This is a genomic window from Leuconostoc holzapfelii (genome assembly GCF_012396485.1).
GTDB lineage: Bacteria > Bacillota > Bacilli > Lactobacillales > Lactobacillaceae > Leuconostoc > Leuconostoc holzapfelii.
The window spans coordinates 19,392-34,301 of sequence record NZ_JAAXPO010000003.1 but is presented as its reverse complement, the minus strand read 5'-3'; the positions used below and the strand labels follow the sequence as shown (position 1 = coordinate 34,301).

Below are 14,910 nucleotides of genomic sequence, written 5' to 3'. Positions count from 1 at the left end.
AAGTGCCATTGCGCACCCCTCCTATTTTCTTAACTGTTTCAACTCATTAAGTGCATTCATGGCCTCAACGGGTGTCATATTTAAAATATCAAAACCATCCAGCTGTGCCAACAATTTCTGCGTATTTTCATCCGTGGTCGTCACGTCAAACAACGCGACTTGTTCCGCTAATTCTGTCGGCTCAGTCGACACAGATAGTACGCCCTCTGGTGTTGCCACACGCGCATTTTGGCTTTCAAGTTGCGCTAAAATCTGTGTGGCATTCGTAATCAATTCGTCAGGCAGGCCAGCCAATGCGGCCACATGAATCCCATAGGACTTGTCCGCTGGACCCGATTGGATTTGATGCAAAAAATGTAGCTGGCCATCATCAGCTTCCACAGCACCAACATGTACGTTAGTGATTTGTGGATGATGATCCGCCAATGCTGTTAACTCATGGTAGTGTGTTGAAAATAAAGTCTTGGCATGGACATGAGCATCTAAGAACTCAATAATAGCTTGTGCCAAGGCCATCCCATCATAAGTCGCTGTACCACGCCCTAATTCATCAAACAAGACGAGTGAGTGGGCAGTAGCTTCTTGCAAGGCGTGGTTGGCTTCAGCCATTTCCACCATAAAGGTTGACTGACCCATGGCCATATCATCGTTGGCCCCAATGCGGGTAAAAATCTGATCAAAAATTGGCAGTTCGGCAGCTTGCGCCGGTACAAAGCTCCCCATCTGTGCCAGAATAACAATTAAAGCTAACTCTCGCATATACGTTGATTTACCCGCCATATTTGGCCCGGTGATTAACTGCATGGTCGTCTTTTCATCCAACATCACATCATTGGCCACAAACTCGCCGGCCGATAATAAGGACTCTACCACTGGATGACGCCCTTGGGTAATGGCAATGCGATTCGTGGTGGTAAATACAGGACGCACAAAGCGGTGATTGTCCGCCACATCGGCTAAACTTGACACCACATCTAAGCGTGCCACGTGTTGCGCTAATGTTTGGACCCGACCAATTTCGGCCTTAACATGTTCACGGACAGTCACAAAGAGGTCATATTCACGTTCGGTTCGCTTTGCTTGGGCTTCAATAATCAGGCGCTCGTGTGCTTTTAATTCCGGTGTGACGAATCGCTCGGCATTCGTGAGCGTTTGTAAGCGTTCATAGCGATTTTCTGCTAATTTGCCAATATTGGCCTTTGTTACTTCAATAAAATACCCAAAGTTTTTATTATAGCCGACTTTTAGCGAACCAATGCCAGTTGCTGCGCGTTCATCGGTTTCTAATTGGGCCAACCATTGTTGGTTATCCGTGAGCACTTGGCGATACGCATCAATTTTCTCATCAAAACCTGGTTTGATAATATCGCCTTCCCGCACACTAATTGGGGGTTCGTCCACGATTGCATCATCAATTAGGGTGGCCAAATCTACCATATCATCTAACTGTTGTCCAGCGACTGGTAAGCGCCCTGAAGCACTTGCCAAGGTGGCTTTCATGTCAGGAATTGCGCGTAATGAGCGCTTCAATTGCACCAGCTCACGCGCGTTCATTGTTCCCATCGCAGCGCGTGCTGCCAGACGTTCTAGGTCGTAGACTGATTTCAAATGATCCTGCAAAGCGCCACGTGTAAAAAAGTCTGCCTGAAAAGCCGCTACAAGATCTAGCCGCGCTTCAATGTCTGCTTGCACACGCAAAGGTTTCAAAAGCCATTGTTTTAGTAAGCGGCCACCCATTGCAGTGTTGGTGGCATCAATCAATCCCAATAACGAACCAGCGCGTTTCTTTGTGCGCGTATTTTCAACCAAATCAAGATTAATCCGAGTATCCTGATTAAACTTGAGATAAGCCAAGCGTTCATAGCTAGCGGCTGGCACGATATGGTCCAAATTCCGCCGTTGGGTATCAAAAATATACCCCAATAACATGGCGGTCACTGCAACCTCTAACTCGCGTGTTAAGTTCTGTGTTAAGAAGCTAATTGTTGCCGTTGTGGCAACATCTGCTTGCATTGAAATCACCAAGCCACTTTCACCAAGTTGCGCAGCGAGCTGTTGCTTGGTTGTTTCAGGATCATTTTGCCGTAAAACAACTTCTTTGACTTCAAGTGAGCGCAATTCATCTATGACATCATTAAACTGACGGCTGGTTGTCACTTTGAGTTCACCAGTTGATAAATCAATATAGGCCATTGCCCAAGATTTACCATCCGGTAAGACAGCTGCCAAATAATTATTTTGCTTATCAGATCCGGCACGGCCGGATAATTTGGTCCCCGGCGTGATGAGTTGGACAACGTCGCGTTTCACCATGCCTTTGGCCGCGGTCGCCTCTTCCATTTGCTCCACAATGGCCACTTTATGGCCTTGATCGACTAAAATGTCGATATAGTTTTGCGCCGCGTGATGCGGAATACCGGCCATGGGTACTGGGTTATCTGAATTTTTATTCCGCGCTGTCAAGGTTAATTCCAGCAATTTTGCCCCTTGAATGGCGTCTTCTTCAAATAATTCGTAAAAATCCCCTAGCCGGTAAAAGACAAACGCATCAGGATATTGGGCTTTAATGTCATGATATTGGACCATCATGGGGGTATCAGCTGGTTTAACCATCTATAGGTCATCTCCTCAAAATACTTGTTAATCTGTTATCAGGCTTAATCAAAATGGCGGTAGCGCGCCATTGTTCGAGACAAATAAGCCACTAAAGCTTGATTATCGGGTAACGTGTCCCAATGCGCTTGACTCACTAAGCCAATCGCTTCTTGTTGCGCGATCTCCATCATGGTGAGATCTTTAATCGGGTCCCCCACCACAAATTCCGGTACACCGGATTGTTTCGTGCCTAAAATATCCCCAGAACCACGAAGTTCCAGGTCTTTTTGCGCCAAAATAAAACCATTCGTTGTGGCGACCATGGCGTCCAAACGCGCCGTGCCATAATCCGTTTTAGGATCGGCTACTAGCAAAGTATACGATTGCCGGCTGCCACGACCAACACGGCCTCGTAATTGGTGAAGTTGTGCTAAGCCAAAGCGATCCGCATCTAAAATTAACATGATACTGGCGTTGGGGACATCAACCCCCACTTCAATCACCGTCGTGGCCACCAAAACTTGAATCCGATTAGCCTTGAAGTCAGCCATCAACTGCTTCTTTTCATCATTTGATAAGCGCCCATGTAACAGGCCAACCGTGTATTGTGGCAGTTCTAACTGCATCGCTTCATACATCGCCGTCGCATTTTGCACATCAAGTGATTCTGATTCTTCAATTAACGGTGTCACAATGTAGGCTTGGGCGCCGTCATCGAGTTGTTGTTTGACAAAAGCTAATGCGGCATCCAGCTGATTATGGCTGAGGCGTTTTGTTTCTATGGTTTTACGGCCCGACGGTAATTGGTCAATAGTGGACACATCCATTTCACCATATGCCGTGATAGATAATGTCCGTGGAATGGGTGTCGCCGTCATCGCTAAAATATCGGGATTGACCCCATTTTCGCGTAAGGCTGCTCGTTGGTTAACCCCAAAACGGTGCTGTTCATCAATGACTGCTAATCCCAGATGATGAAACGCCACGTCTGGTTGCAATAATGCGTGGGTGCCAACTAAAATATCAATCTCACCGGTTGCAAGGTCTTCTAAGATTTGTCGTCGCGCCGCAGCACGCAAGCCACTGGTTAATAATTCAATCCGAATTTGTACGCCGGCCCGATCAAACAACTGAGCTAAATTCAAGGCGTGTTGCTGGGCTAAAATTTCTGTTGGTGCCATGATGGCAGCCTGCAAACCGGCCGTGACCACAGCATACATTGCCATGGCCGCCACCACCGTTTTCCCAGAACCAACATCCCCTTGCAACAAGCGATTCATATGCCGTGGCCGCTGCTGATCTTGCAAAATTTCGGCAATCACTTTTTGCTGCGCGGCCGTCAGTGTAAACGGCAGGCCAGACTCGAACTGTTTTAATGCCTGGCCATCATAGGCAATCCCTTCGCCAGCAAATTTTTGATCAGCTAGTTTTAAGAGTTGCAGGCGCATTTGGAAAATAAAGAATTCTTCAAAAGCCGCGCTTCGCCGTGCGGCTTTGGCAGCCGGCATGTCGGTGGGAAAGTGCATTTGTTCAATTTGCGTATTGCGATCTAACAGCCGATACTTCTGACGAATGCCGGCCGGCACAAGATCTGGCATCGTCCCACGAACATCAGCCCAAGCGAGTTCAACCAAATGCCGAATTGTCTTGGCTGTCACTTGTTTTGAAGCGGGATAAATAGGATCTAAGGCATCAGCCGACGCATTAATCATTTTCATGCCTGTTAATGCTGCTTTTGCGGCATTATACGTGCCATAAACAGCCACTTCTTGCCCAATAGCGACGTTTTGCGCTAACCAAGGCTGATTGAAAAAAGTCACACGAATATTTTCATGCTCAATAAGTAGTCCGAAGCGTGTCTGACTCTTTTTACCAAAACGAGTCACTACCGGTGGTGCACTGACAACACCTTTAAACGTCACCTTTTCACCGTCTAAAGTTTCCGACGGCAGTCGTTCCCCTAAATCTTCATAACGAAAAGGAAAATACCCTAACAAGTCTTCAATTGTAAAAATATCAAGTTCATGTAAAGCTGCTAGACGTTTTGGGCCAACACCTGGTAATACATCAACATTATCAACCTGTTTTATCATGCTATTATTGTAACATTTTGATTGAAAAAAAGGCGACCAGCTCATGAGCCGGTTGCCTTTTGCACTAATCTTATCCTGCGTGTTTTACCACTAAAATTATGAAATTTGACAAGGCAATTTCAGGATTAGACTTGTTGACGCCAACGCCACCAGAACCAGGCAATTTGTAGGCAAAGTGCCAAGCCAATCACAAGTAATACCCCACCTTGCTTAAGATTCTCCGATTCGATCGTTTGCGACATTTTCTTCTGAAAATTTGGTTGATAAGGCACACGTCTGCCAGTGACAAGCAGCCGATGTGAATTAATCATATACGGGGTGCATGTCACTAGTGTCAGCAAATCTTGATTGGACTGCCGTTGAATCACCTGAAAATCTGCTGGTCGCACAACTTGCGTCGCAAAAATTCGATAAGCTAACTTTTTACCCGCAACGCTTAAAATGACAATATCCCCTGACTTCACGCGATCAAGATTGGTAAACAGCACTCTGGATGCCAGACCACGATGCCCTGCAATCACGCAATGGGTCCCAGCACCACCATATAGCCCATCCATATTTTGCAACACCGTTGCGCCGTATGTTAACGTCACATCGTTGGTGGTACTAAAAAGTGGGATGTGCAACGCAATGCTAGGAATTGTGATACTCCCAATTAACTGTTGCTTTAACGCAACTTGTTGTTTCGGGGTTGCATTTGAAAATGGGTCTTCGGCCACGATACCATTATGGCCTTGTTGACTCGGCTGTTTAAAGGCGTGTTTTTGTTGTGATAATGTTGATAAGCGTTGCTGATCGACAAAATGGTTGATGGCGCCTACATAAAATGGGTAAGTCGCAACCAAAAAACCAAGAATAAAAATGCCAGCAAACAACAACCGCAATAAGTATGGTCGGCGACCTTTTGCCAATGTCATAAAAACGTCTTTCTTGTTTACTACAACGCAGGTGACGTGATCAATAATTTAAGCGACTTGATGCTTTTTGTACCACCAAGCTGCGCCAGCCATGAGGACCAACCCAAGACCTAAGAAGACGTAAATACCTGCGCCACCAGTAGCTGGCAACAAGCCTTTCTTGGTGTTTTCAATACTAATTGTTTGATCGTTAGCATAGCTTCCTTTCGTCACATTGAATGCTACTGGCTTTGCTAATCGCGCATAACCTGTTGGCGCTTGCGTTTCAAGCAAGGCATAGCGTTGATTATTTGGCAATTTTGCAGAATATGTCAAACCTTGCAATTTAAGCATGCCTTGTGAATCAGTCGTAAAGGCAGTTGCCTTGTTGGCACTTGTCCCCCACTGATATGATCCGTCAGCAGCTTGGTTAGCGTATGATACGATATTGCCTTGGCTGTCCAACTTGACCAATTGGAAGACCGCCCCAGCAAGCTTTGCCTGACTTTGCTTATCAACTTTGACAAATGATGCACCACCAGTATAGATTTCTGGTCCGGTAACTGGCGTTGTTGTAATTGCTGAGCCATTTCCGATTGTGAGTGTTGCCGTGTTGTTCAAGCCTTTATCAACCACTGCCGCCTTTGTCAATACTGCATCATAAGTGATATTAAGCTGTTTTCCGGCAGTGGCTTGCACATTGGCTGATTCTGTATTGAAGGTGATTTTAAACCCTTTACCATTTGTTGTCGTTGCGTCTGTGGCCACGATTTGATAATCAGTTCCTTGCTCCAGACCGTTGATTTTAACTGTGCTTGCCGCGTCATCAATCCCTAAATTAGGGGTATCCACGACGTTAAATGTTGCTTTGTCATGAATATTCCAAGGCACAGCCACTTGCAATTGATAACTAAATGTTTGACCAATTGTGGCATTATAAACTGATGTGCCATCGGCTAACTTCACTGTCAAATCTGACTTACTTTGTGTGGTCAAATCCTTTGAAATGGCGTTTGTTTGTTCATTTTTAGGATAGACGTGAATATCTGTGTTCACTTGTGAATCTGATCCTGGTTGATAGACTGGCAAAGCTAAAACAATTGGTGTTGCTCGTTGAGTAATGTTTGTTGGCGAATTCGTTTCTAAGAACAAATAGACCTTGTCTTTATCCCCATCTTTAGCGGCTAAATTCGCAAAAGTCACATTCCCATCATTGCCCGTTGTACCGTCTGACAATTTCGTAGCATAGCTTGGCACTGCTGTCAGTGCATCATGTTGCACTGTTGCCACAGCATTTTGTGCTGTTTGACCTGCTTGACGCAGACGCAAATACTGAGCTGTCACATCATACGCTGTGAAGGTCACATTTGCTAAAGGTGCGCCACCAAAATCATTGTCAACCACCCCAGAATTCTCCTTGGCGGCTGGGACTTGTCCGGTGTCAAATACCCGTTTATGTAGGGTCACGTTTACCGTATTTGGCGTTGTATCGGCGAATACCGGCATCGCACTAAATACTGTGGCGATCAAAATTGGCAATAATAATCCAATGTGTGCCAATTTTGACCAGATACTACTTTTCATGATTTATTCCTCTCTTTTTATACAACCCAGCGCACAGTAACATGCTTATTACTAAAATTACCAAGCCAATCAGCGACATCATCGCCTTGGCTTGCCCTGTTTCTGGCAATTGCGTTGGTGTTGGTTGGTGTTTTTGTTCATTCATAACACGCGGTTGTGCTGTTGCCATCACTGAATTTGGCAATTGACCAGCTGCAGTCTGCAATAGCGACGTGCCATTCAACCGCATCGCTGGTAGGACGTGCCCGTCTCCCAAGTCCGGCACGTCAAGCGCAATCGCGCGTGCGGCTTGTGATATGAGATAATTTGGTTGTGTTTGAACCTCTTCAAAAAAATATTGTCCTGCTGGTAACTGAATATCATGTAGCATGACCAAGCCTTGATTATCTGACAAAATTTTCTTTACCCGTTGCTCTTGCTTTGGTGTGTGCGTGACACACCAATCGCCCGATTGCGTAAGATAGTACTTTTTTCCTTGTCGCATTTGATAAAGAACAAAGATCACGCCTGATAAGGGCTTTTCGCCTTGATTTTGTGTACGCCCGTACTTAAAAAAATACGGCTGTCGCTTTAAAATCGTGGCCTTTGTTTGAATCGTACTTTGCTGTCCCACCCCGAGGTAATCAGACATTTTCATGACCGTAGGGTCAGCCAATGCTTGATAAATTTGCCCATTTTGGGTCAAGTACTCAGGCTGTCGCTGTACAATCAGATAGGTTCTATCCGCCGCTTGCGGCGCGTGAAAAACAAGCTGACCTGAATCGTTCGTTTCTTGCGAGTCAACTAACACTAAGTGTTCGGATTGGATGACCGTCTGAATTGTCTGGGACTGTGTTTTAAGTGTTTGAAAATAGTTGTCTTCTTGGCGATGTTTGGCTGCTAATTGTGACATATCGTATAAGTCAAACCTCGTCCGTTGATTGGATTGATTGACCGTTAGATCTGCAATGACAACTTGATGCTGCAACGTAATTTCCGCTGTTACTGGACTTTGCGCAACAACTGGCCGATTAATCTGATACCCTATCATGCCAAATAGACAAAGACTCATTAAAAAAATAACTATTTTTTTAATCATTTACCTTGCCTCCTACGTTGCACCTGCTGGTAAACAGAACTTAGTAAGAACCCTACACTAACCAAACAGCCTGCCACAATAAAGTATGGTAATTGGCCAGCGCCACCAGTTTTTGGAAAGATCGCTTGATTCCGATTCGGTACTTGCAGTGTTATTTGATTATCATCCTGATCGGTTGTTAACGTGGTTGACCATTGTTTCGACCCACCAGTCACTTGTGCTCGGCCATCTGGCGAGACCGTAATCACGACCGGTTCAGCACGAAAGTAACCTTTTGGCGCTTGCAGTTCAGTCAACGTATAACTGCCTGGCATTAAATGTGTAAAGGTAAACTCTGTCGCATCTCGATTTGTGTTCGGGATTAGGGTATCACCTGAAAGCGACTTTAACCCAAACTGTGCCCCCGCCAATGGCAAGCTTGTTTGCGCATCAGTCTTTTTAACCAACAATGTGAATGGCTTGACTTGATTGTTCTTTGTTAATTGAACGACGTTAGTCTGACTGGCATTGTGTGACAATGTTTTGGCAATTGAAAAACCATCCTTTAAGCCATCGCCATCGGGTTCAGGCGTAGTGGCTGAAATAGCTTGTCCGTCACTTAACCACTGGCCATCCGAAGTGAGCGTTAAATGGAATGTCGCACTATCTGCCTTAAAGCCAAGTGGTGCCTGGCTTTCTTGAATAGTATAGTCGCCCGGCGTCAAAAGCTGACATTGCCCTGACTCAACCGTAAACACCTGATGACCATCTTTAGATGACACGGTAAATTTCGCGCCCTTTACGGGCGACGTTGTTCCTTCGACAACCTTATTAATCAACAATCCATATTGGCAATTTATCACGGTTGCCTGATTATCTTGATGCTCAACCTTTGTCACGTAACTTGCCGTTTGCTCATTTAACACTTGGTAATCAAATGTTTGGCCTTGGTTGTTGTAAGCGGGCAGCCAGACTGATTGCCCGTCCTGCAGGCCTTTTGTAAACATCTTTTGCCAATTATCAGCGGCGGTTAATTGGCCAATCGCCCGCCAATCAGTCAACTGATCAGCCACTTTTCGACCAATTTCAAGCTGAATTTGGTCAGGGCGTTTTGTCCGATCAATATCATCTATCCATTGTTTTGTCACTTGAAACTTGGTGCCAGAAGCTTTGGCAGATGGGACGCCGAATGTCACCGATCCACTCTTTTCAGTCGGTTTAAAGGTGGTTTCTCCACTCACCTGGTACCAAAAGTTAGGTTGAAAATTACGATCCTCTGTTTTGAGGTGAACCTGGTAATGAACTTGGATCTCTTGGTCTCTACCTAAACTAATGCCTTTAACATCTAATTGTTGCGCATCTCGTGTCACAATCGGTAAAGTGCCAACTGGTTCTTTCCCGACGCTTGTTACCTCTGGCTGAGCATCTGCATAGGTAAATTGTTCGCCAATCGGATTATGCACCGTCCCATTTTTAACTGTGTAAAACTCACTCGTAACATCTTTGACTTGCTCGACTAAGTAGTTCTCCACATCTTCAACGGAATTTGCATCTTGATACTGACCTGGCGAGGCCATCAAAGCCATACGATTATGCACTTGTGTTTTTGTTAAATACGTGTCAGAATTGTTATCTGTGTAACCACTATCTTTGTCCAATTGAATGCCTAAAGCATGTAGTTTAGTCCCAGCACCACGTATGAGATAAGCTTCACCTAATGTCCCAGCCCAAGTGTCGCGAATTTCTTGCCCATCTACGGAATATGACTTAGGTGATCGCTGTTGCCATGAAGGCGGGTTCCCGTTAAATTGCCAAAATTGCGAACTTATGCCTGGGTAATCCCATTCTTGACTGAAGGCTGTGCCCATAACTTGCCCGTCTTTTTTTTGTGCTTGGGTCACTTTGTAAGACTGGGTGGGCCAACCATCGGTCAATAAAATCATCATCTTTTTATTTGAACTTTGGTCGTTGGCCAACATACGCTGCCCTTCGCGCAAACCTTTTTGGGTAAACGTCCCACTCTGAAAGTCTTGTGCAAGTATCTGGTTAATGCGATCAACATGATTAGAATTACTGATGCGATCAATATTTTCCGTTCGAATACCTGATATATTCGGTCCATCTTGACCCGCAAAACCAACGAAACCGACATTGACATAGTCACCAATACCTGCTTCATTGATGGATTTCATAAAATTCTTAATCCCGTTTCGCACGGCGGAAACGCGGTCGAATCCACCATTACTGCTTGCATTCATTGATCCGGACATATCAGTGACTAAAACAACATCAACCGGTTTTGATTGCATTTGTTTATTTCCCTTCACATTCAGGAAAACATCAAATAATCCGGGTGTCGCCGTTTGACGCGCATATTGGCGAATTTGATAATCGGACTGATTGGTATTATTGCCGCCAAATTTAAGATAGGAATTTTCCGTATTGTCTGGAGCGCCATCCCATTGCGTCACATTATCCCACCCATCACTACCATAACCACCTTGATGATTAATCACTTGCGGTTGCCCTGGAATCGTCCAAGCGTGACTCGGCGAGGTGCCAGCGTTCGTCGTTTGATACGTTGGCAAAATATTTGCGGCAGTCACAGATTGTCCAAATGGTAACAAACACATACACAACACACTCATCCATAACACAAAAAAACTACGGTATCGCCGCTTTTTAGCTCGCCTCGTTTTTATGATATAAATTTTCTTTCTCTCCCTCCTAAGTAACGTTTGTTCTTTTATTTCAAAGTCAGCCCCGTTATTTCTGGTGCCACAACTCGAGAGATGTAACCCTACAATAAAAATTCCAAAATTTTACCTTTTTTTCCGTATTATGATGCAAGATAACTATTATATGTGCAATTAAATTAACTTTGTGATATAATTCTTTTATCAAAGTGTCTGGTTCGCATCTCTCGAGTTGCGAACCTTTTTTGCGTCTTGGAAAAGTTATCAAATAAATAAAGGAATGATAATATGAAATACGGCTATGCTAGAGTTAGCACAGAAGGCCAACACCTCGAAGCCCAAGTTGCGCAGTTAAATCAAGCAGGTGTTGACAAAATTTACAAAGAAAAATACACCGGAACAACCACCGAACGTCCGGTTTTTGAAAAACTTTTAAAAACGTTACAACCACACGACATGCTTGTGGTGACAAAACTAGATCGGTTCGCCAGAAATACTCATGAGGCACTAGAAGTGATGCAACATTTATTTGATCAAGGTGTGGCCATTCACATTTTAAATTTAGGCCTAATAGATGAAAGTCCAACAGGCAAGCTGATCTTCACCATTTTTTCAGCCTTTGCTCAGTTTGAACGCGATCTGATTTTGACACGGACACAAGAAGGCAAAGCTTACGCCCGACGTCATAACCCCCACTTTCGCGAGGGGCGTAAAGAGACTTATTCCGATATGGAAATTTTAGCGGCTAGCCAACTGCATGAAAATGGTCTCTCATATCAACAAATTGCCCAAAAAACGGGGATCAGTCTCTCAACTTTAAAAAGGCGTATCAAAAAAATTAGGCAAACCAGTCAAACTGCATGAGTTACCTATTTTAATCAGAAAAAAAAAGATGTGTTATAAAAACACATCTTTTAATGCGACTCTTGCCATTGCCACTGCAACCCATAATGGTATTGCGCCGCAGTGAGTAAGTATTCTGGTGCCACACTCGGTGACCACGAATCATCCCCACCAACACCCATATGATAACCATCTAAGTTCAGCCATATTCCCGGCTCGGGTTGTAATAAGTGACGGTGTGTCGTGTGCGTCAGCTGTTGCGGACTGTATTGAGATAAATTAAAGGCCAGTGGTTGCAACCCTTGAATGTCATGCTGTCCAAAACGAAGCCGTGTGACTGCCGTCCGCAATCCATTTTCACTGGGAAAAATATACGGTGTGTACAGATCTGTTAAGGACGCTGTCCAACGGCCCTGTACCGCCGCAGCGCGACGATCTGGATAATTTTCCATTGGGCCAAGACCGTCATATTGCACCTGTTGAGGGACTGTTGCCAATTGGGCCATTAATCCGATCCGGGCTGGCGCCGGATCAGCTACCTGGCGCCAGACATTGACCTCAAGCGTCAACGTACCTTGTGCTGAGATTTGATAACGTTTCTCCGATTGTAACATCAAGTGTTGGTCAATTGCGGACAAGAAACGATGTTTAGTTGAGATGTCAACTGTTCGGCCAGCCGGCGTAACATCAAAATGGACTAAAGACGGCTGCAACTGGTCAAGCCCACTCGCCCGCCATTTTTCATACCAGGCGTTAGGGTCAATGTGCCCGACTTCACTAACACCAATATCATTATCCAGTGGTGCCCGCGTGAAGTGATCTGTTAACGGCGTCAAAAGTTGAGCTATCCCGACGTGATACCATTGGGTTAACCAGCCACTTTGCTGATCAAAAACAAATACTTCCTGACCAGCCGTAATCCGTACCTCTTGACCAAGCTTTGTGACAACGGGTGGTCGCGCATCGTTTTCAGTTTGTGGTAAGGTGGCAATCGCTTGATTTTGCACCATAAACTGCTGATAAGCCAAGCGGGTCTGTGGTCGAATGATGCCATCTTGAGTGAGCTGGATCACGTCCAGATTGAGAAGTATCTCTCCTGCTGCAACTTGAGGTGGAGTCAAAGGCAAAGTCAGCGTCTCTCCTGCGGCCAAGTCTAACGGCATGTGTTCCGATCCTTGTATTTTCCCATTCACTTGCCAAGTTATTTTTAAAGCCGCATCATTGACACTTTTAAACAGATACTTACTGGTCACTTGTAAGCCTTTGATGCGACCAGTTGGCGTCCGAACAAAAGCAAAACCAAAGAATTGCTGGCAAAAGGCCGCTTCTAGCAAGGCTGGCTTAGGCGTCCGGTCGGGGAAAAGTAAACCATCTAAGCTAAATTGCCGATCGTTGGGATAATCGCCAAAATCGCCCCCATAGGCATAAAAAGCCTCGCCGGTTGTCTCATTTTTCAATAGTCCTTGATCGACCCAATCCCAGATAAAACCACCTTGCAAGCGTGGATACTGATCAAAAGCGTCCCAGTATTTCGCAAATCCCCCTAAACTATTGCCCATACTGTGCGCATACTCACATAAAATCAGTGGTCGGGTTTCGCCCGGTTGACTCAGCCATTTTTTAATCGCCCATTTTGAATTCACCGGCGCCACTTGGTCTTGATCGACACGGGCATACATCGGCGCAATAATGTCAGTGGCTGGGGTATCGGCCCCGCCGCCCTCATATTGTACGGGGCGCGATGGATCCACTTGTTTTATCCATTGATACATCGCATCATGGTTGTGTCCGTAACCTGACTCATTGCCTAGTGACCAAATAATCACTGAAGGATGATTATAGTCGCGCTGCACCATACGTGTCACCCGCGCCAGCATCAAAGGCAAATAGGTCGCATCATTGGTTAGTCGATTCATGGGCGTCATGCCGTGGGTCTCGATATTGGCTTCATCGACTAAATACAGCCCGTACTGATCACACAAGTCATACCAACGGCGGTCATTAGGATAATGGGACAACCGCACGGCATTGAAGTTATGCTCTTTGAGTAGTCGGATGTCTTTTAACATCGTCGCTTCATCAACATAATAGCCCGTTTCTGGGGTGAATTCATGCTTATTCACCCCGCGAATGAGCAACGGCTGGTTATTTAAGCGTAATAGACCATCCTTGATATCAACACGGCGAATGCCAATTTTTTTAATTTCCGTATGATAAACTGTCTCATCATCAAACAATGTCAGCGTTAAGTCGTAGCGCTGTGGTACTTCAGCTGACCACAGTTTTGGTTGATGAATAAGTAGTGACAAGCTGGCGTCGTGGGCATTCGCCCCACGTTCATCCACTAAGTCGTTGCCAAATGTTGTTTCATCTGATGCGACCTCTAAGCCATCCCAAGACAAAGTCGCCCGCACTTGTAAGGCCTGATTCACCACATCGGAAATTTCCGCGTGCACTTCGACCATCGCATCATCCAAATCATCGGCAACTTGGGTCTCAACCCTAAAGTCTGACAAACGGACCTTGGGCATGTTGAGCAATTCAACATCTCGAAAAATCCCCGAGAGCCGCCACATATCTTGATCTTCAAAATAACTGGCTTTACTCCATTTCAGGACCAAAACGGCGAGGCGATTTTCCCCTGCCACTAAATATGGCGTTAAATCAAATTCGGCAGGTAAGCGACTATCTTCTGAGTACCCAACCCAAGCCCCGTTGACCCAAAGATAAAACGCTGAACTTACCCCATGAAAGACAATATGGGTCTCTTTTGCTTCAGCCAGCCACGCCGCATCGACTTGAATAGTCTTTGAATAGGCACCCACTGGGTTTTCTTCAGGCACGCTAGGTGGCGTCACGGGGAACGGATAGGCTACATTACGATACAACGGGACGTCGTAATCACCGGCTAATTGCCAATTTCCTGGTACGGTGATGGGTGTTGCATCCGGTAAATCTTGCACACGCCACGTATCGTCAATTGCATCTAGTTGCGTAAAATAGTTAAATTGCCATGTGCCATTTAGTGACTGTACTTGATGTCCATAAGTCATTTCCGTATGACTCGGTAAGCGATGCCATTGGGTCACGACTGGATTTTCCCAATCACGACGCGCCAATATCGTTTGTAAAGTTGTCATGTGCTC

Annotated in this window: 8 protein-coding genes; 1 reads left to right on the top strand and 7 read right to left on the bottom strand. The window is 45.4% G+C overall.

All coding sequences use genetic code 11. The annotated features are described in order from the left end of the window. Nucleotides 1–21: 21 nt before the first annotated feature. The 6 genes from mutS to HF966_RS03035 all read right to left on the bottom strand — a co-directional run bounded on the left by mutS (nucleotide 22) and on the right by HF966_RS03035 (nucleotide 10,858). Nucleotides 22–2,613: a DNA mismatch repair protein MutS gene (mutS, locus tag HF966_RS03060; protein ID WP_168676190.1), complete on the bottom strand. Its 2,592-nt coding sequence runs from the start codon at nucleotides 2,611–2,613 to the stop codon at nucleotides 22–24. A gap of 44 nt (nucleotides 2,614–2,657) precedes the next feature. Further along, on the bottom strand, nucleotides 2,658–4,688 hold the full coding sequence (gene recG, locus HF966_RS03055) for an ATP-dependent DNA helicase RecG (protein ID WP_168676189.1): 2,031 nt from the start codon (nucleotides 4,686–4,688) through the stop codon (nucleotides 2,658–2,660). A gap of 125 nt (nucleotides 4,689–4,813) precedes the next feature. After that, nucleotides 4,814–5,605, bottom strand: coding sequence for a class C sortase (locus HF966_RS03050; protein ID WP_168676187.1), 792 nt, complete (start codon nucleotides 5,603–5,605; stop codon nucleotides 4,814–4,816). Between the two features lie 48 nt (nucleotides 5,606–5,653). Beyond that, entirely contained in the window at nucleotides 5,654–7,168 is a 1,515-nt protein-coding gene (locus HF966_RS03045) for a SpaH/EbpB family LPXTG-anchored major pilin (protein ID WP_168676186.1), read from the bottom strand. Continuing rightward, entirely contained in the window at nucleotides 7,158–8,246 is a 1,089-nt protein-coding gene (locus tag HF966_RS03040) for a SpaA isopeptide-forming pilin-related protein (protein WP_168676184.1), read from the bottom strand. The genes HF966_RS03045 and HF966_RS03040 overlap by 11 nt, the downstream gene beginning before the upstream one ends. Further along, nucleotides 8,243–10,858: a vWA domain-containing protein gene (locus HF966_RS03035; protein ID WP_168676182.1), complete on the bottom strand. Its 2,616-nt coding sequence runs from the start codon at nucleotides 10,856–10,858 to the stop codon at nucleotides 8,243–8,245. The genes HF966_RS03040 and HF966_RS03035 overlap by 4 nt, the downstream gene beginning before the upstream one ends. A 351-nt stretch (nucleotides 10,859–11,209) precedes the next feature. Here HF966_RS03035 and HF966_RS03030 point away from each other — a divergent pair, with 351 nt between their 5' ends. Next, the gene (locus HF966_RS03030; RefSeq protein ID WP_168676180.1) at nucleotides 11,210–11,785 is read left to right on the top strand and encodes a recombinase family protein; all 576 of its coding nucleotides are present in this window, start codon (nucleotides 11,210–11,212) and stop codon (nucleotides 11,783–11,785) included. A 50-nt stretch (nucleotides 11,786–11,835) separates the two neighbouring features. On the opposite strand, the gene HF966_RS03025 is transcribed toward HF966_RS03030, so the two are convergent. Next, nucleotides 11,836–14,904 (bottom strand): beta-galactosidase, encoded by a 3,069-nt coding sequence (locus HF966_RS03025; RefSeq protein ID WP_168676179.1) that lies wholly within the window; start codon nucleotides 14,902–14,904, stop codon nucleotides 11,836–11,838. Between the last annotated feature and the right edge of the window lie 6 nt (nucleotides 14,905–14,910).

Excerpts from the sequence above, each read along its gene's own strand:
- mutS (WP_168676190.1), bottom strand. The coding sequence starts at position 2,613 with ATGGTTAAACCAGCTGATACCCCCATGATGGTCCAATATCATGACATT.
- recG (WP_168676189.1), bottom strand. The coding sequence starts at position 4,688 with ATGATAAAACAGGTTGATAATGTTGATGTATTACCAGGTGTTGGCCCA.
- HF966_RS03050 (WP_168676187.1), bottom strand. The coding sequence starts at position 5,605 with ATGACATTGGCAAAAGGTCGCCGACCATACTTATTGCGGTTGTTGTTT.
- HF966_RS03045 (WP_168676186.1), bottom strand. The coding sequence starts at position 7,168 with ATGAAAAGTAGTATCTGGTCAAAATTGGCACACATTGGATTATTATTG.
- HF966_RS03040 (WP_168676184.1), bottom strand. The coding sequence starts at position 8,246 with ATGATTAAAAAAATAGTTATTTTTTTAATGAGTCTTTGTCTATTTGGC.
- HF966_RS03035 (WP_168676182.1), bottom strand. The coding sequence starts at position 10,858 with ATGTGTTTGTTACCATTTGGACAATCTGTGACTGCCGCAAATATTTTG.
- HF966_RS03030 (WP_168676180.1), top strand. The coding sequence starts at position 11,210 with ATGAAATACGGCTATGCTAGAGTTAGCACAGAAGGCCAACACCTCGAA.
- HF966_RS03025 (WP_168676179.1), bottom strand. The coding sequence starts at position 14,904 with ATGACAACTTTACAAACGATATTGGCGCGTCGTGATTGGGAAAATCCA.